The organism is Salinivibrio proteolyticus (assembly GCF_001996165.1).
Lineage (GTDB): Bacteria > Pseudomonadota > Gammaproteobacteria > Enterobacterales > Vibrionaceae > Salinivibrio > Salinivibrio proteolyticus.
In genome coordinates this window covers 46,444-63,275 of record NZ_MUFP01000020.1, presented here as the reverse complement: position 1 = coordinate 63,275, position 16,832 = coordinate 46,444, and the positions used below count along the sequence as shown (strand labels likewise).

Annotated in this window: 16 protein-coding genes; 9 read left to right on the top strand and 7 right to left on the bottom strand. The window is 51.6% G+C overall.

All coding sequences use genetic code 11. The annotated features are described in order from the left end of the window. Positions 1 to 362 precede the first annotated feature (362 nt). Positions 363 to 695 carry an SMR family transporter gene (locus tag BZJ19_RS14245; protein WP_077676124.1) on the top strand — a complete coding sequence of 111 codons (333 nt, stop codon included), beginning with the start codon at positions 363 to 365 and terminating at the stop codon, positions 693 to 695. Positions 696 to 773: 78 nt separating this feature from the next. Here the strand turns inward: BZJ19_RS14245 and groL are convergent, their stop codons facing one another. Both groL and BZJ19_RS14235 read right to left on the bottom strand, forming a co-directional pair. Next, positions 774 to 2,420, bottom strand: a complete 1,647-nt coding sequence (gene groL, locus BZJ19_RS14240) for a chaperonin GroEL (RefSeq protein WP_077676123.1) — start codon at positions 2,418 to 2,420, stop codon at positions 774 to 776. Between the two features lie 43 nt (positions 2,421 to 2,463). Continuing rightward, positions 2,464 to 2,754: a co-chaperone GroES gene (locus BZJ19_RS14235; protein ID WP_069586954.1), complete on the bottom strand. Its 291-nt coding sequence runs from the start codon at positions 2,752 to 2,754 to the stop codon at positions 2,464 to 2,466. Between the two features lie 219 nt (positions 2,755 to 2,973). On the opposite strand from BZJ19_RS14235, the gene BZJ19_RS14230 reads away from it, so the two are divergent. Then, a complete protein-coding gene (locus tag BZJ19_RS14230) occupies positions 2,974 to 4,323 on the top strand; it encodes an MATE family efflux transporter (protein ID WP_077676122.1) in 1,350 nt (449 codons plus the stop codon). Here the strand turns inward: BZJ19_RS14230 and BZJ19_RS14225 are convergent. Further along, a complete protein-coding gene (locus tag BZJ19_RS14225; protein WP_338096959.1) occupies positions 4,293 to 4,781 on the bottom strand; it encodes a MarR family winged helix-turn-helix transcriptional regulator in 489 nt (162 codons plus the stop codon). The genes BZJ19_RS14230 and BZJ19_RS14225 overlap by 31 nt on opposite strands. Positions 4,782 to 5,013: 232 nt before the next feature. Between BZJ19_RS14225 and BZJ19_RS14220 the strand changes: the two genes are divergently transcribed. Genes BZJ19_RS14220 through BZJ19_RS14205 form a run of 4 tightly spaced genes read left to right on the top strand, consistent with a single transcriptional unit; the run spans position 5,014 to position 9,803 of the window. Next, positions 5,014 to 6,153 (top strand): homogentisate 1,2-dioxygenase, encoded by a 1,140-nt coding sequence (locus tag BZJ19_RS14220; RefSeq protein ID WP_077676121.1) that lies wholly within the window; start codon positions 5,014 to 5,016, stop codon positions 6,151 to 6,153. A gap of 14 nt (positions 6,154 to 6,167) precedes the next feature. Next, a complete protein-coding gene (locus BZJ19_RS14215; protein ID WP_077676120.1) occupies positions 6,168 to 7,154 on the top strand; it encodes a fumarylacetoacetate hydrolase family protein in 987 nt (328 codons plus the stop codon). A 60-nt stretch (positions 7,155 to 7,214) separates the two neighbouring features. Further along, the gene (gene maiA / locus BZJ19_RS14210) at positions 7,215 to 7,835 is read left to right on the top strand and encodes a maleylacetoacetate isomerase (protein WP_077479092.1); all 621 of its coding nucleotides are present in this window, start codon (positions 7,215 to 7,217) and stop codon (positions 7,833 to 7,835) included. Between the two features lie 9 nt (positions 7,836 to 7,844). Further along, entirely contained in the window at positions 7,845 to 9,803 is a 1,959-nt protein-coding gene (locus tag BZJ19_RS14205; protein WP_077676119.1) for an acetoacetate--CoA ligase, read from the top strand. A gap of 69 nt (positions 9,804 to 9,872) precedes the next feature. Here BZJ19_RS14205 and BZJ19_RS14200 read toward each other — a convergent pair whose 3' ends face one another. Continuing rightward, positions 9,873 to 10,388 carry an FxsA family protein gene (locus BZJ19_RS14200; RefSeq protein WP_077456074.1) on the bottom strand — a complete coding sequence of 172 codons (516 nt, stop codon included), beginning with the start codon at positions 10,386 to 10,388 and terminating at the stop codon, positions 9,873 to 9,875. Between the two features lie 306 nt (positions 10,389 to 10,694). Here BZJ19_RS14200 and aspA point away from each other — a divergent pair, with 306 nt between their 5' ends. Next, on the top strand, positions 10,695 to 12,146 hold the full coding sequence (aspA, locus tag BZJ19_RS14195) for an aspartate ammonia-lyase (protein WP_420876441.1): 1,452 nt from the start codon (positions 10,695 to 10,697) through the stop codon (positions 12,144 to 12,146). A gap of 71 nt (positions 12,147 to 12,217) precedes the next feature. Here the strand turns inward: aspA and BZJ19_RS14190 are convergent, their stop codons facing one another. Further along, entirely contained in the window at positions 12,218 to 13,528 is a 1,311-nt protein-coding gene (locus tag BZJ19_RS14190; RefSeq protein ID WP_077676118.1) for an anaerobic C4-dicarboxylate transporter family protein, read from the bottom strand. A 413-nt stretch (positions 13,529 to 13,941) separates the two neighbouring features. On the opposite strand from BZJ19_RS14190, the gene BZJ19_RS14185 reads away from it, so the two are divergent. Together BZJ19_RS14185 and ykgO are read left to right on the top strand one after the other, a co-directional pair. Continuing rightward, complete coding sequence (locus BZJ19_RS14185) at positions 13,942 to 14,211, top strand: type B 50S ribosomal protein L31 (protein WP_077676117.1); 270 nt, start codon at positions 13,942 to 13,944, stop codon at positions 14,209 to 14,211. After that, positions 14,208 to 14,351 (top strand): type B 50S ribosomal protein L36, encoded by a 144-nt coding sequence (gene ykgO / locus BZJ19_RS14180; protein ID WP_046074543.1) that lies wholly within the window; start codon positions 14,208 to 14,210, stop codon positions 14,349 to 14,351. The genes BZJ19_RS14185 and ykgO overlap by 4 nt, the downstream gene beginning before the upstream one ends. Here ykgO and BZJ19_RS14175 read toward each other — a convergent pair. Beyond that, positions 14,348 to 14,641 carry a DUF2218 domain-containing protein gene (locus BZJ19_RS14175; RefSeq protein WP_069586965.1) on the bottom strand — a complete coding sequence of 98 codons (294 nt, stop codon included), beginning with the start codon at positions 14,639 to 14,641 and terminating at the stop codon, positions 14,348 to 14,350. The genes ykgO and BZJ19_RS14175 overlap by 4 nt on opposite strands. 43 nt (positions 14,642 to 14,684) lie before the next feature. Continuing rightward, positions 14,685 to 16,697 (bottom strand): TonB-dependent receptor domain-containing protein, encoded by a 2,013-nt coding sequence (locus tag BZJ19_RS14170; RefSeq protein ID WP_077676116.1) that lies wholly within the window; start codon positions 16,695 to 16,697, stop codon positions 14,685 to 14,687. Positions 16,698 to 16,832 lie beyond the last annotated feature (135 nt).

Below are 16,832 nucleotides of genomic sequence, written 5' to 3'. Positions count from 1 at the left end.
TAAATCTTTTTGTCTATTCTCAACGAGTGCCCACACAGATTGCATAGGTCAAATTGTTAAAGAGCGTGTCGATTTAGTGGTCGGCATTTCGTGACTTGCGTCTCATTGCCCCGTCGACAGGAAGCGCAGTATAGAGATTTCAGTTTTTCCCGCAACCCCTTTTTGCAAAAAACTTTTCGTTAGCGCAAAAAGTAAACAAAAACGGTCGTTTTGTTTAATAAACCTGCAAAAACCTTCCCACTTTCGCTTACCAAGCTTCCTATTATAGTACCCACCCTCTGCTCTTCCCATAAAATGAGGCATACATCATACATTCGGGCTGGTAGCATAGTCGCTCTGTTTCTCACTAGGGAGTCATCGATATGAAGCATTGGCTTTTTCTGGGGTTTGCCATCGTGGCAGAGGTGATTGCAACCGCATCACTCAAAAACAGTGACGGCTTTTCTAAGCTCGTCCCTTCCGTATTAGTGGTGGTGGGATACAGTTTTTCCTTCTATTTGCTTGCGCTAACACTCCGAGCGATCCCTGTGGGTATTGCTTATGCCATCTGGGCTGGCGCCGGTGTGACTTTGATAGCGCTCATTGGTTGGTTGGTCTTCGGTCAGAAGCTTGATACGCCGGCGGTGATTGGAATGGCGCTGATTGTTGCCGGTGTGGCCGTGATGAATTTATTTTCATCTGCATCTGCGCACTAGTTTTCACGCCCACTGACGGTCGAACTAAAACAAAAAACCCAGCCGAAGCTGGGTTTTTCTTGTTCAGGGGAAAGGCAATTACATCATGCCGCCCATTCCGCCCATGCCACCCATACCAGCAGCGCCCATATCAGCACCGCCGTCTTTTTGTGGCAAGTCAGTAACCATTGCTTCGGTGGTGATCATTAGACCAGCAACAGAGGCAGCAAATTGCAATGCACTACGAGTCACTTTGGTTGGGTCAAGAATACCCATTTCGATCATGTCACCGTATTCACCGGTTGCGGCGTTGTAACCATAGTTACCGTCACCTGCTTTCACATTGTTCGCAACCACTGAATCTTCGTCACCCGCGTTAGTCGCGATTTGACGAATAGGCGCTTCCATGGCGCGCAGTGCAACACGGATACCGACGTTTTGCTCTTCGTTATCGCCTTTCAGCTCGCCAACTTTGCTAGCGGCACGGATAAGCGCAACGCCACCACCGGCAACCACGCCTTCTTCCACTGCCGCACGAGTCGCGTGCAGAGCATCTTCAACGCGGTCTTTCTTCTCTTTCATCTCAACTTCAGTCGCCGCACCGACTTTGATTACTGCAACACCACCAGCCAGTTTGGCGACGCGCTCTTGCAGTTTTTCTTTGTCGTAGTCTGAGCTCGCTTCTTCGATTTGTTGACGAATTTGAGCAACACGCGCTTCGATAGAGGCTTCTTCACCAACACCATCGATAATGGTGGTGTTGTCTTTAGTGACAGTGACACGCTTAGCTTGGCCTAGATCTTCCAGCGTCACTTTCTCCAGTTCCATGCCAATCTCTTCTGAGATCACGGTACCAGCAGTCAGTGTCGCGATGTCTTGTAGCATCGCTTTACGACGATCACCAAAGCCAGGGGCTTTCACGGCAGCAACTTTCACGATGCCACGCATGTTGTTAACCACCAAGGTAGCCAGCGCTTCACCTTCAACATCTTCTGCGATGATCAGCAGTGGACGAGATGCTTTAGAAACCGCTTCTAGCGTTGGTAGCAGCTCACGGATGTTAGACACTTTTTTGTCAATCAGCAGGATAAATGGGTTATCCAGCTCAACGTTGCCAGCTTCTTGGTTGTTGATGAAGTAAGGAGACAGGTAACCACGGTCGAACTGCATGCCTTCAACAACGCTCAGCTCGTCTTGCAGAGATTGACCTTCTTCAACAGTGATAACGCCGTCGCGACCCACTTTGTCCATAGCTTCAGCAATGATCCTACCCACAGTCTCATCTGAGTTGGCAGAGATAGTACCCACCTGAGCGATCGCATTGCTGGTTGAGCAAGGTGAAGACAGTTTTTTCAGCTCTTCAACCGCAGCAACAACCGCTTTGTCGATACCACGCTTCAGATCCATTGGGTTCATGCCCGCAGCAACCGCTTTCAAGCCTTCATTGACGATAGATTGCGCCAATACAGTTGCAGTGGTCGTACCGTCACCTGCCGCATCATTTGCTTGTGAAGCGACTTCTTTTACCATTTGTGCGCCCATGTTCTGGAACTTGTCTTCCAGCTCGATTTCACGGGCAACAGACACGCCGTCTTTGGTGATAGTTGGCGCACCGAATGATTTGTCTAGAACAACGTTACGACCTTTAGGGCCTAGTGTGACTTTCACGGCATCCGCCAGAACATTCACACCTTCGAGCATTTTCGCACGCGCGTCGTCACTAAATTTAACGTCTTTAGCAGCCATGATTCTATTCCTTTCTTACGTTCTTGATTGGAGGTGAAATGAATTACTCAACGATTGCCATAATGTCGCTTTCTGACAGGATCAGGACTTCTTTACCGTCGATTTTTTCACTCTTAGTACCGAAGCCTTCAGAGAAGATAACAGTGTCACCCACTTTAACGTCCAATGGCTGCACGTTGCCGTTTTCAAGAATACGGCCATTGCCTACCGCCAGTACTTTACCGCGAGTAGACTTTTCTGCAGCAGAACCAGTTAACACGATGCCGCCAGCTGATTTAGACTCAGCTTCTTGGCGCTCAACGATAACGCGATCATGTAGTGGACGAATGTTCATCGGTCGTCTCCTGAATTAGTAATGATGTTCCGTTTGATGAAGTAAGTATGCACACAGGCCGTTCATGCGTCCGGTTCCTGATGTAACTCCCTATGTGGGGACGCCCTTTTTCTTTCCCAAGGGTTTTACAGCAATTTTTTTGATTTTTTTTACCCGGCAGCTTCCTCACCTAGGTGCGATCCGCTAGGGTAAGCCGTCCCAACCCAGTGATCAGAGATTATGAACGACAAACACGGGCTGCTGTCCGCCCCGATCAACCTCACATTGCGTAAGATGACCGTGCCCATGGTATTTGGGCTGTTCGCGATCATCATGTTTAATGTTGTGGATACCTTCTTTATTTCACTGCTTGGCACGGAAGCACTCGCTGCGGTGAGCTTCACCTTTCCCATCACCTTTGCAGTTAACTCCATCACGCTAGGATTAGGGGTCGGCATTGCCGCCTTGGTCGCGCGATTACTCGGCCAGGGTGATCATCAAGATGCCGCGCGGGTCTCGAGTCATGGTTTGATCTTGGCGGTACTCATAGTGATGGTCGTCGGTTGGTTAGGAGCCGCCACCATCAATCCGGTGTTCTCAGCGTTGGGGGCAAGCGACAACTTATTGCCATTAATCCACGACTATATGCAGGTGTGGTATCTCACTATTCCATTGCTCGTCGTGCCGATGGCAGGGAACGCGGCTATCCGCGCCACGGGCGACACGAAAACGCCGGCGAAAATCATGATGATCTCTGGTGTCATTAATGGCGTGCTCGACCCCTTACTGATTTTTGGCTTGGGCCCATTTCCAGAACTGGGAGTGCAAGGGGCGGCCATCGCCAGTGCCGTCAGTTGGGCGGGGGCATTAGTTGCCGCGTTGAGTATTCTTATCCGCCGCGAGCGACTGTTGATGGCGCCACAATGGACGAAACTGGCGACTGATGTGCGTCAGATCCTTAAAATTGGCATGCCGGCTGGAATGACCAATGCCTTAAACCCAGCCGCAGGCGCCATTTTAATGATGATGCTCGCCTCACAGGGAACAGAAAGCGTTGCTGCCTATGGCGCCGCTCAGCGTATTGAAGCCATTTTATTAATTGTGATGATGGCGATGACGTCATCGCTCACGCCCTTAATGTCGCAAAACTTTGGTGCGCAATACCATCAACGGGCCTTTCAGGCGCTGTTTAGCGCGATGCGCTTTGCCATCTTGTTTCAATTTGCCTTGTACTTGTCGCTGTGGCCTTTTATCGATTTGATTGCGGATGTATTCAGTGACGATGTACGGGTTCAACAAGAAATTGCCCACTATTTAATGGTGGTCCCGGCCAGTTACGGCTTACAAGGCACCTTGATGTTATTGGTCGGCGGTCTGAATGCCATGAAACGTTCGCTGCATTCGTTCGCCTGCAACCTCGTCCGTTTGTTTGTCTTCTTGGTGCCCTGTGCATGGTTGGGCGGCATGATCAACGGCACCCATGGCCTGTTTGCGGGCATCGCCATTGCCAACCTGCTGGCCGGTATTATGGCGTACCTGTATGCCGTGGTGCTGCGCCGTCAGACACTCGCGGCATCATTGCCCGTCTGAGCCAGCTCTTGAACGCGATGCTGCAGAGCATCTAGCGCCTGATAAAGCGCTTGATACTGCGCCGCACTGAGTCCCTCGAGCATGGCTTTTTCCCACTCCAGTACTTTGGGAACAATGGTCTGATAATGGGTGCGGCCTTTGTCGGTCAAATGGACTAACGCGGCGCGCTGATCACCTTGGCATGCGCGTCGCTCTACCAACTGATGTTGCTCTAAACGGGTAAGCAAGCGCGACACTTTCACTTTATCCAGCCGTGTTTCTGCGGCTAAATCTTTCGCCATCACGCCATCCCGTGCGCCCAAAGAGGCCAGCACGCGCCATTCTGGACGCGATAAGCCAAACTCTGCTTCGTAACGTGCCGCAAGACTGTCGGCCACCAACTCCGCCGTGTGGACCAACTTATACGGCAAAAAGCTATCGAGCGCTAAATGAGGAAGGGTCATATCAATTAGTTTCAAATGAAATCATATAACCTACTTTACGAGAGGCTTAGATAAGATGCAAAGGTAGTGCTTTGTTTACACTTACGATTTTTAGGCGGCAAAAATACTGAACACATAAGGTAAAATATTTGTTAACAGTGCGTTGCTTTTTCTCGTCTCTGATCGCTAGTATAAACGGATAGATTGTTTCTTTTGAAACTATTTGGCCGTCCCGGTGAGCACGGCCGCCCAGCACAAGGAGCGAGTTATGCGAAAGTGGTTTTCATTCCCCATTCGTGAAGGGGATGCCTCACGTCAAGCCCACTGCGACTTTCCCGAGGGAACCTACGAGCGCGAGTGTGGCAAGGAAGGCTTTTTTGGCCCGGCCAGTCATATGTATCACCGCCATCCCCCGACGGGCTGGAGCGAGTGGGAAGGCCCATTGCGACCGCATGCTTTTGACACCAACCGAGTTGAAACTCAAGGCACGTCGCCAATGGATGCACCGGTGCTGTTATCCAATGCCAACGTTCAGGTTCGCTTATGGCGCACCGATACCGCCATGTCTTATCTGGTGCGCAACAGCGATGGCGACGATTGCTTATTTGTCCACCAAGGCGAAGGCTCGCTGTATTGCGATTATGGCCACTTGCGCTATACCAAAGGCGATTATTTGATCATTCCTCGCGCCACCAGCTGGCGACTGGTGCCGGATGAGGCCACCACCTTGTTGATGATTGAAGCGACACACGGCTCCTATATGAGCGCCGAACGAGGCATCGTCGGCGAACATGCGGTGTTTGACCCTGCGGTGTTAGAACATGCACGCATTGACGATAGCTTTAAAGCCCAGCAATCCGACAGCGAAAGTTGGCAGGTGATGATCAAATCGCGCCAGCAGCTTAACCGCGTCACTTATCCTTATAACCCACTCGATGCGGTGGGCTGGAAGGGCAACCTCACTGTATTCCGACTCAACTGGCGAGATATCCGCCCGTTGATGAGCCATCGTTATCACTTGCCGCCATCGGCGCACACCACCTTTGTCGCGCAAGGTTTTGTGATTTGTACCTTTGTCCCCCGCCCGATCGAGTCCGATCCTGGCGCACTGAAGGTGCCTTTCTACCACAATAACGATGACTATGATGAGGTACTTTTCTATCACCAAGGTGACTTTTTCAGCCGCGATAACATTGATGCCGGCATGGTGACCTTACACCCTTGTGGCTTCCCACATGGTCCTCACCCAAAAGCCTTTGCCGCGGGCAAAAAGCATCAGAAAAAAGAGACCGATGAAGTGGCGGTGATGCTCGATACCCGCATGCCACTTGATATGGGCGACGCGGCGAAAGCCACCGAACTGACCGATTATGTTTACTCTTGGCGCACGCCAAGTGACGCAGAATAGCGAAGGAGAAAGCAATGAAACTGGCTTCACTCAAACACGGACGTGATGGCAAATTGATTTTGGTCTCTCGTGACCTTACTCGCGCCGTCCACGCCGATGATATTGCGCCCACACTACAAGCGGCACTCGATAATTGGGCGACCCTTGCGCCCAAACTGACTCAGCGCTACGACGCGCTCAACGACAACCAAGTCAGTGAGTCCTTTGCCTTTGACCCAAGTGTCTGCGACTCACCACTGCCCCGCGCCTATCAGTGGGCGGATGGTAGCGCCTACGTTAACCACGTTGAACTGGTGCGCAAAGCACGCGGTGCACAAATGCCTGAGAGTTTTTGGACCGACCCACTGATGTATCAAGGCATGTCTGATGGCTTTCTCGGCCCACGTGACGAGATTGAATTGGTCGATGATGCGTGGGGTTGTGACTTTGAAGCCGAGCTTGCCGTCGTCACCGATGATGTGCCCATGCACCTTAGTGCTGACAAAGCGGGCCAACACATTAAACTGCTGATGCTGGTCAACGACGTTTCACTGCGCAACCTGATCCCCGGCGAGCTTGCCAAAGGGTTCGGCTTTTTCCAATCTAAGCCCGCCTCTGCATTTTCACCGGTGGCGGTTACCCCAGATGAGCTGGGCGATCACTGGCGCGACTATAAAGTCCACTTACCGATGCATGTCACCCTCAACGGCGAATGGTTCGGGTCACCCGACGCGGGTGTCGATATGACCTTTGATTTTGCCCAGTTAGTCGCGCATGTGGCGAAAAGCCGCCATGTCAGCGCTGGGACCATTATTGGCTCCGGCACCGTCTCCAATACCGATCGCAGTAAAGGCTCTTGCTGCTTAGCCGAAAAGCGCATGCTGGAAATTATCGACCAAGGCGAGGCAAAAACTCCGTTTATGACCTTTGGCGATAGCGTCACCATCGATATGCGCGACAGCCAAGATGCGTCTATTTTCGGCGCCATTGAGCAAACTGTGACCCGTTACATCGCAGAGTAACCTTGATGCGCGCCTAGTACCTCTGGGCGCGCTTTACGTTGACGCCGCCTAGGAGCTTGTATGCTGCTTTATGATTACAGTAAGTCGACCGCGGCCTACCGCGTCCGCATCGCCCTTGGCCTTAAAGGCCTCAGCTACCAACGAGAAACCGTGTCCCTGCTGGATAAACACCAGCACAGCGACGCCTATCGTTCGCTCAACCCCGCCGGTTTAGTGCCTACCTTGGTCGATGGCGATGTCACCTTGAGCCAATCGCTCGCCATTATCGAATACCTCGACGAGCGCTATCCACAGGTCAAACTGCTCCCCAGTGATCCCGTGCAAAAAGCCCAGTGTCGATCACTGGCGCTCGACATTGCCTGTGATGTGCATCCACTCAATAACTTGCGGGTTCTGCAATACTTAACCGGTCCCTTTGGCCACAGTGATGACGATAAAATCACTTGGTATCACCATTGGCTAAAACAAGGGTTCGATGGCTTGGAAGCCAAATTACAAGGATTAGACAGCCCCTTTATCGGCGGAGAAGCGCCTAATTTGGCCGATATTTGTTTGGTCGCGCAGCTGTTTAATGCACGCCGATTTGCGTTTGATTTAACGGCCTACCCAACTTTGACGCGCATTGAATCACAATGCCAAACGCTGGATGCATTTATACAGGCACACCCTGATAAGAGCTAAGGAGAGGACATGAAAGACGGATTGTTGTGGGCGCCGGATAAGGAACGTCAAACCCACACCTTACTCGCCGCGTTTATCCGTGCCGTGAATCAGACTCACGACACCCAGCTGAGTGGCTATGACGATCTTTATGCATGGTCAGTGCGTCAAAGCGGCGATTTTTGGCAACAATTATGGCAATTTTCCGGCGTGATCGGCGATCCGGGCGAGAGAGTGTGCGATATCGACCCCGAGCACCCTAATCGGGATAGCCAGTGGTTTCCCACCGCACGTCTGAACTATGCCGAAAACCTGCTCAAGCACGCAGAGCAATATGCCGACCAACCAGCGATGATTTTTAGCGGTGAGCATGAGGCAGCACGCACCCTCACTTGGCGCGAGCTCGTCGATCAGGTGGCGGTCATCCGTCACTACCTAGATACGCAAGGCGTTCAACCAGGCGATGTGATTGCCGGCTATTTACCTAATCTGCCTGAAACCGTGATTGCGATGCTTGCCACCGCAGCACTGGGCGCGATTTGGACCTCAACCTCACCGGACTTTGGCGTCGACAGTGTGTTAGACCGTTTTGGCCAAACCGAGCCCAAAGTGCTGTTTACCACCGATCATTACCACTACAACGGTAAAACCTATGACTGCCTGAATAAAGCGCAGCAGGTGGTGGATAACGTACCAGCCATTGAGCGCCTAGTGGTGATCCCTTTTGATGGCGATCGACCTTCTTTACCTGCTGGCATGGATAACTGGCAAGACTTATTAGCCAAGGACGCGCCGCCGCTTCGCTTTACCCGCGTGGCGTTCAATGCGCCACTCTTTGTGCTGTACTCTTCCGGCACCACGGGTAAGCCCAAGTGCATAATTCATTCGGTGGGCGGGATATTGCTCAATCATTTGAAAGAGCATCAGCTCCATTCGGATGTGCGCCCCGGCGATCGCTTTTTCTATTTCACCACCTGCGGCTGGATGATGTGGAATTGGCAGGTCAGTGCCTTGGCAAGTGGCGCGACCTTAGTGCTTTATGATGGCTCGCCGTTTTATCCGGATGCGGGGGTACTTTGGCGACTGGCCGAGCAGCAACAGCTCACCCTTTTTGGTACGGCGGCGAAATACTTAGAGGCATTGGAAAAACAAGGGGTGGCGCCAAAAGAGGATTACTCGCTGGCGTCGCTACGCGTCCTGTGTTCGACCGGCTCGGTACTTGCGCCCGAGCAGTTTGATTATGTCTATCAAAAGATAAAGTCTGATCTTCAGTTAAGCTCGATTGCGGGTGGCACCGACATTTGTGGCTGCTTTRTTCTTGGCAGCCCGCTGTCACCGGTTTATCGCGGCGAAAGCCAAAAGCGCGGCTTGGCGCTCGATGTACAAGTGTTTAACGCCCAAGGCCAAGCGGTCGAGGAGCAGAAAGGGGAGCTGGTGTGTTGTAATAGCTTCCCCAACCAGCCGGTTGGCTTTTGGCACGATACCGATGGCAGCCGCTACCACAATGCCTATTGGAACAAGATTGATGATATCTGGTTTCATGGTGACTATGTACGCCTGACCGCACAAGGTGGCATGGTGTTCTATGGCCGGTCTGATGCGGTATTGAACCCAGGCGGAGTACGAATTGGTACGGCGGAAATCTATCGCCATGTGAATCAGCTTAGCGAGATCATGGATTCGGTGGTCATCGGCCAGCAATGGCAAAATGATGTCCGCGTGGTGCTATTCGTCAAACTCGCCGCCGGAGTGACACTGGATGAGTCACTCAAGCAAACCATCAAAAAAACCATCCGCACCCAGTGCACGCCGCGTCACGTTCCCGCCGTAATTGCCGAGGTGAGCGATATTCCACGCACCAAGTCAGGGAAACTGGCTGAGCTGGCGGTGCGCGATGTGGTCCATGGCCAAGACGTGGCACAGTTAAGCGCACTGGATAACCCAGCATCACTCGACCAATACCGTCAGCGCCCCGAGCTCACCGAATAAGCTGACGCCATGATCGAAAAAGGCCGCATCTTCATGCGGCCTTTTGGCTGGGCTTAATCCCGACATGGCTTAGCGCAGGCGATGATCATCATCGTCATCTTTGCGCTCATATTCTCCCTCAAAGGTATTGCCATCCTCACCACGGCCTCCGCGACGGAACGGATCCTCACCAAAAGGACCTTGCGCATTGCCCCCTTGATGGAAGCTACCTTGGCTAAAGCCTGCTTGAGACACAGTGACGCGCTTCATCACTTGTTTGGCGAGCGCGGCTCGCGGCCCAGGTAAAAGCACCAACATCCCCATCGCATCGGTCATAAAACCTGGCGTTAACAGCAGCACACCGGCGACGGCCAGCATCACGCCTTCAAGGATTTGCTGAGCGGGTAATTCCCCTCGGTTGAGCCTGTCTTGCACCGAAGCCAAGGTCATAATGCCTTGGCTTCGCACCAAAGACGCACCGACAAACGCGGTAATCAAAACCAGCGCCAGTGTGGGCCACAGCCCCAGCCAGCCACCAACCTGAATAAACAGGCCAATTTCGATCACTGGCACCAAAATAAATAGCAGTAATAAAACTGGAAACACGGTTCACCTCGCACTGGAAATTCACTTTTCATCCTAACATCAAAATCACGCAAAAGCCGAATCGGGAAAGTGGATTTACTGCTTGAATCTCGCGGCAAGAAAGCGCATTTTGTTATCGCCTCCTCTTAGTGCTGTGACCGGTGTCAGCCCTTTTCACCACATCATATGCTCTAATAGCGGCGAAAGGATGTAAGAGACGATACATCCAGCCAAAATCTCTGAGGAATGGATTCTACAGCAAAATTTGTGGCGACGTTTTAATCATTATAATAACTTTGATGTTAAGGCCAACACATGTCTCAGACGATTATTACACCCAATGATACCCCTACGCTGACTACTGCAACCCGCCTTGAAGAAGACTTACTCGGTCAACGCGCTGTTCCAGCCGATGCGTATTACGGTATTCACACCTTGCGCGCCATTGAGAACTTTACCATCTCAAGTACCCGTATTTCAGACATTCCCGATTTCGTACGCGGCATGGTTTACACCAAAAAAGCTGCCGCGATGGCAAACCAAGAACTCGGCGTGATCCCCTCTGATGTCGGTGACTACATTATCAAAGCCTGTGACCAGATTTTGGAAACGGGTAAATGCATGGATCAGTTCCCCTCGGATGTCTTCCAAGGCGGCGCAGGCACCTCAGTGAACATGAATGCTAACGAGGTGATTGCCAACCTTGCGCTTGAACTGATGGGGCATGAGAAAGGTGACTATGATGTGATTAACCCCAACGACCACGTCAATAAGAGCCAATCGACCAACTGTGCGTACCCCACCGGCTTCCGAATTGCAGTCTACAACAGCATTCTCAAATTGATGGATGCGATTGATTATCTGCAAAACGAATTCAACAAAAAAGCGGAGACTTACTCTCACGTACTGAAGATGGGCCGCACCCAGCTGCAAGACGCAGTACCGATGACGGTCGGACAAGAGTTCAAAGCCTTTTCGGTACTACTGCGTGAAGAGATTAAGAACATTAAATATACCGCCGCACTGCTGCTCGAAGTCAATCTCGGCGCGACCGCGATTGGCACCAAGTTGAATGCCGCAGAAGGCTATCAGCAACTGGCGGTAAAACATCTGGCTGAAATCACAGGTCTGCCATGTATCCCGGCCGAAGATTTGATTGAAGCCACGTCAGACTGTGGCGCGTATGTCATGGTCCACGGCGCGCTGAAACGCTTGGCGGTGAAACTATCGAAGATCTGTAACGACTTGCGTCTACTCTCCTCGGGCCCACGTGCGGGACTCAATGAGATTAACCTACCCGAAATGCAGGCAGGTTCGTCCATTATGCCCGCCAAGGTTAACCCAGTGATCCCCGAGGTAGTCAATCAAGTGTGCTTTAAGGTGATGGGCAACGATACCACCATTACGTTTGCCGCCGAAGCTGGCCAACTTCAGCTTAACGTGATGGAGCCCGTGATTGGACAGGCACTGTTTGAGTCTATTTCCATTCTGGCGAATGGCTGCCGGAACTTGGGTGAGAAGTGTGTAAGCGGGATTACCGTCAACCAAGAGGTGTGCGAGCACTATGTGCACAACTCGATTGGCATTATCACTTATCTCAACCCCTTTATCGGCCACCACGAGGGCGATATTGTCGGCAAGATTTGTGCGGAAACAGGAAAGAGCGTGAAAGAAGTGGTGCTAGAACGCGGGTTAATGTCCGAAGAAGAACTTGAAGACATCTTCTCGGTCGACAACCTGATGCATCCCAAGTATCGCGGTAAACGCTTTAACGCCTAAGTGGATAACGGTTAGCTAATCAACAAGGGCGCTCAATGCGCCCTTTTTTATTCGCCTGTCTTTCTATTGGCTTACAGCACCTGAGTGAGTAACAAACCGCAGGCAATACTGAAGACCATACTGAGCAACCCCGGCACCATAAAGCTGTGGTTGAACACATATTTACCAATCTGAGTCGTCCCTGTTCGGTCAAAATCAATAGAGGCAATGATAGGGCCATAATTGGGGATGAAGAAGTAACCATTTACCGCCACAAAGGTCGCGATGATAATTGAGGGTGGCAGACCCAGTGTAATCGCTACTGGCACCAGCACAGCCGTTGTTGCCCCTTGGCTATTCACCATGACCGATAGCGCAAACAAAGCAAAGGCGAACGTCCAAGGCGCCACCTCAACCAAGCCAGACACGGCGTCTTTTACCATATCCGCATGCCCACCAATCAGGGTATCACCCAGCCACGCAATACCAAAGATAGCGACAATGGCACGCATACCCGCATGAAACACCGAACCTTGGCTAATCGCATTGCCATCCGGTTTACAGGTCAAGATGATCAGTGCACCGACTGACAGCATCACAATTTCAATGGTATGCGCCATGCCAAGAGGCTCGCCGTCAAACGCTGGGCGCAACGAAGGAAACGCCCCCATCAGCACCACGGTAATGGCCCCGAGTAAAAATAAGGTCACCGATTTTTTCGCTTCCGGCGTCACCTCGACCTCTTCCACGGTCGACGATGCTTCCATTTCTGCGCGAAATGCGGGGTCTTGAAGGCGGCGTTGGTACTCAGGATCGTCTTTAAGCTCTTTGCCAAGCTTATTGACGATCACACACGCAAGCGCAAGACCAATAAAGGTACTAGGAATGGTCACTGACAGCACATCGGTGAGCGTAATCCCTTGTGGCTCTAAAAAGGCCACGCAGGCCACCACAGCAGCAGCGATGGGGCTGGCCACAATCGCAAATTGCGAGGCGATAACCGCCATACTTAATGGGCGTGCTGGGCGAATGCCACTACGGCGGCTCACTTCCGCAATCACAGGCAATACGGAGTAAGCAACGTGTCCTGTCCCCGCCATCATAGTAAAGACATAGGTCACTAAGGGAGCAATAAAGGTAATGTGACGCGGGTTTTTACGCAAAATGCCCGTGGCAATTTTAATCAGAAAATCGAGACCACCGGCTGCCTGCATACTGGCCGCAGCGGCAACGACTGCCATGATCATCAGCATGACATCAATCGGTGGATGCGTGGGTTGCATACCAAACCCAAAACTTAATATCGCGAGGCCAACCCCGCCCATCACACCTAAACCAATGCCGCCAATTCGGGCACCAATCAAGATGCAGCTGAGTACCACTAATAACTCAACCAAAAACATAACGCTCTCCTACTCTGGATAGTTGGGCCCAATATCCTTACTAGCCAACGCCATGATCGTCTGTCATTTCGCCCTAGTATCGCCAACGTTAACCAGTGTTATTGGGATATGAGTGTCGAGACGGTTCCTTGTCTGAGCATCATCATGATGTTTGCCTTCCATGGAGGGGATGTGTGCAAGCACGTGTAGCACCACGGAGACAGGCTACCCGTGTGCAGTAACACGCTTGTTGATATAAGTAATAAAAACTAACACTTTTGCGCCCTTCATAACAAAAAGTTCGTAAAATGAGATCTTTAACGCAGATTGTTTCATCAATGCCTGTTGGGTTATTGATCAATTCACCGCTTCCTCACACTTAATTGTTATGATATAACATAACAATTAAGTACAACGACAAGAGGCGCTTCACGGTGAAAAAAGATATCCACCCTCCGTATCAACAAGTCGTGTTCCATGACACCAGTGTCGATACCTATTTTATGGTTGGTTCAACGTTACAAACGTCACGCACCATTGAGTGGCACGACGGTAAAACCTATCCCTATTTTCCACTCGACGTCTCGAGTGCATCGCATCCGGTGTACACGGGTAAACAGCGGGTCACAAACAAAGAAGGACGCGCGGCACACTTCGCCCGCAAGTTTGGCCAAGTGGGTCGCAGTCACAAGGAGCCGTCATGAAGGTCGTGAACTCACTGAAAAGCGCCCGCCAGCGTCACCCTGATTGTCAGGTTGTCCGTCGTCGCGGGCGCATGTTTGTTATTTGCAAAACCAATCCACGTTTTAAAGCCGTGCAAGGGCGCGCAAAAAAACGCAGCTAAGCGTCGGCGACGCACTGCCACTGATGGGGCAGTGCTTCTCGGCGGGCAAACATCTTGATGTGGCTGCTTACCGTTTCAGTCACTAAGGTCAAGTTCGCCTCATCGTCGGCATGGCATGTAACACGCAACTGGGTCCCTTGCACCTGCATATCACACACACCCGCAGGGAAATGCACGCGTCCTGTTTGCTCATCCCAGCTCGCCTCGACTTTGCGACCAAAGTGACGACACAAGGTCTGCAAGTAACGTGGGGCATGCTCGGACTCAATCATCGTTGTCATACTCGGCATAAGTGCTCCTTAGTAGGCTGGCATAGATGCCAGCCTCATCGCGTTAAAATTGATAGGACGCCGTCAATTTAATGTTGCGGCCAGGCTCGTAATCGAGAATTTCTGCGCCTCGTTCACCTGACGTTGACGCATGCGAGCGATAGCGACTGTCAAACAAGTTGTCGATCCCTGCCGTCAAAGTGAACCCGTCTACCGTCATTGGTTGCCACTGAGCGAACACGTTGTGTACTGTGTAGCCCGGTTTGGTCAAGTTGCTATCAGGAACAGTGGTCGAGCGCTGAATTTGGGTGTTCCACCCCAGCAGCACATCCCAGCGGTTCAACGCGTAATCCGCATTCAAGGCAAGGGTATCGCCGAGGTGGCGAGCGCGACCAAAAATTTGATCCAGTTGATACGCCTCTGAATAACTCACATCCGTGCGACTGTAACTGGCTGACGCCGTCCACTGCTGCCATGCCCAATAGGTACTGGCTTCAAAGCCACGATAGGTGGCATCGCCACGGTTGGTGGTTTCATAAGCCCAGTTACCACTGCCATCTTTGTAACTACGCACCACAATTTCATCATCGAGCTCAGTGCGAAACACCGTCAGATTGGCGGTTAACAAGTAGTCTTCTTGCGCCGCGGCATTCGAGAGGCGCACACCAATTTCATCGGTCCGGCCATGCTCGGCTCTCAAGTCTTTATCCGCGCTTTCACTCAGTGCTGTGGTGGTAAATGATTCATTCAATGGCGGCGCTTTGTGCAGCTCTCGACTGTTGGCAAACACGGTGAGATAGTCGGTAGCGACAAACTCTGCACCCAAGGCCAACGACACATCATCATAACGCTGACTCGAGCTGGTCGCTCGGCGATCGAAGCTGTCATAACGCACTGCTGGGGTCACCGAAAAACGTGAGGTCAGCGCTATCTTGTCTTCTACATACAGCGCAATCTTGTCGGCCGATTCCAAAATCTGTACACCTGGTTTGGCAAATTGGGTGTCGTTGTCTTGGTTTTCATAGTGCGCACCGTACGCGAGCTGATGATCGCCAATACGCTGCGATACACTGAGTTTTACCCCAATATTGGTGTCTTCTGCCACGTTGACGCCTTTGCGGTCAGCCAGAAATGGGTGGGTAGCAAATTCGGTTTCATCACGGGTGAGTGACAGCTGGTTATAATAGGCCAACGCTTTCACTTCGATGGCTTGTGACGGCGTGTATTCGTAGTTGATCGTCGCGGTATCACGATCGTAGGTCACTGGCAGTGTCATTTCGCCCGTACGATTGCGGTTGAAGCTCACACCCATATCAGGACGCGGCAGGTAATCGCCCTTATCGCGATACTTGTCATAACTGAGTTCAAAGCGATGCCCACTCGCAGGCTCCCAACCTAGTTTCACTAAGCCATTAGTGACCTCACCTTCACCGCCGAAGGTTCGATGCCCATTACCGTCTTTAAAGTCGTCGCGATCAAAACGGCTGATATATGCCATCGCATCCCATTCATCACTCAACAATCCATAAACGGTCAACGAGCCTTGCTGGTAATCGTTACTGCCCCAGCCCGCACTCAGGCGTGCMCCAAATGTCTCATTAGCACGCAAGAGATCGTACGGATCTTTCGTTTCAAACGCGACTGCCCCCCCCAGCTCGCTGGTGAGAATCGACGATGCGCCCACCGCGACATCAACACGCTGCAAAATGTCAGGATTTAAAGTGAGGTTGCTGATGTGGTGGAACATTTTACCGCCTTGTGAGGCGCCATCGACGGTGATATCCAAATCTTGTTCCGTAAAGCCACGGATATTAATACGCTGGGTAAGCGAGTGCGTGCCGCCCACATCCACACCGGGAATATCACGTAATAAGTCAGAAAGGTGATCGGGCTGCTTCACGGTAAGATCAGCTTCCCCCAGATAACGGGAGGAGCTAGACACTTTTGTGCCCCACACGGATACCGTTTCTATGCTTTCATCTTCAGGGCTATCGGCCATCGCAGAGGGACACAAAGCACTGGCTATGCTCAGCGCAAGCAAAGCCGGACGGGCTTTGGCGGGAAGTAACAACGTCATAATTCATTTCCTTCTTGGGCAACCCAAACAACTAAATGATACTAATTCGCATTTATGTTACTGTTTAAGTGACTTTCAGGAAGAAAAAAGAATTATGCGCGTGCATCAAGCTTTTATGCGCAGAGCTTTTATGCA

Bases quoted from the DNA above. Each gene is read 5' to 3' on its own strand.
- BZJ19_RS14220 (WP_077676121.1), top strand. From the start codon at position 5,014: ATGCGAAAGTGGTTTTCATTCCCCATTCGTGAAGGGGATGCCTCACGT.
- ykgO (WP_046074543.1), top strand. From the start codon at position 14,208: ATGAAGGTCGTGAACTCACTGAAAAGCGCCCGCCAGCGTCACCCTGAT.
- groL (WP_077676123.1), bottom strand. From the start codon at position 2,420: ATGGCTGCTAAAGACGTTAAATTTAGTGACGACGCGCGTGCGAAAATG.
- BZJ19_RS14190 (WP_077676118.1), bottom strand. From the start codon at position 13,528: ATGTTTTTGGTTGAGTTATTAGTGGTACTCAGCTGCATCTTGATTGGT.
- BZJ19_RS14215 (WP_077676120.1), top strand. From the start codon at position 6,168: ATGAAACTGGCTTCACTCAAACACGGACGTGATGGCAAATTGATTTTG.
- BZJ19_RS14245 (WP_077676124.1), top strand. From the start codon at position 363: ATGAAGCATTGGCTTTTTCTGGGGTTTGCCATCGTGGCAGAGGTGATT.
- BZJ19_RS14235 (WP_069586954.1), bottom strand. From the start codon at position 2,754: ATGAACATTCGTCCACTACATGATCGCGTTATCGTTGAGCGCCAAGAA.
- BZJ19_RS14230 (WP_077676122.1), top strand. From the start codon at position 2,974: ATGAACGACAAACACGGGCTGCTGTCCGCCCCGATCAACCTCACATTG.
- maiA (WP_077479092.1), top strand. From the start codon at position 7,215: ATGCTGCTTTATGATTACAGTAAGTCGACCGCGGCCTACCGCGTCCGC.
- BZJ19_RS14175 (WP_069586965.1), bottom strand. From the start codon at position 14,641: ATGCCGAGTATGACAACGATGATTGAGTCCGAGCATGCCCCACGTTAC.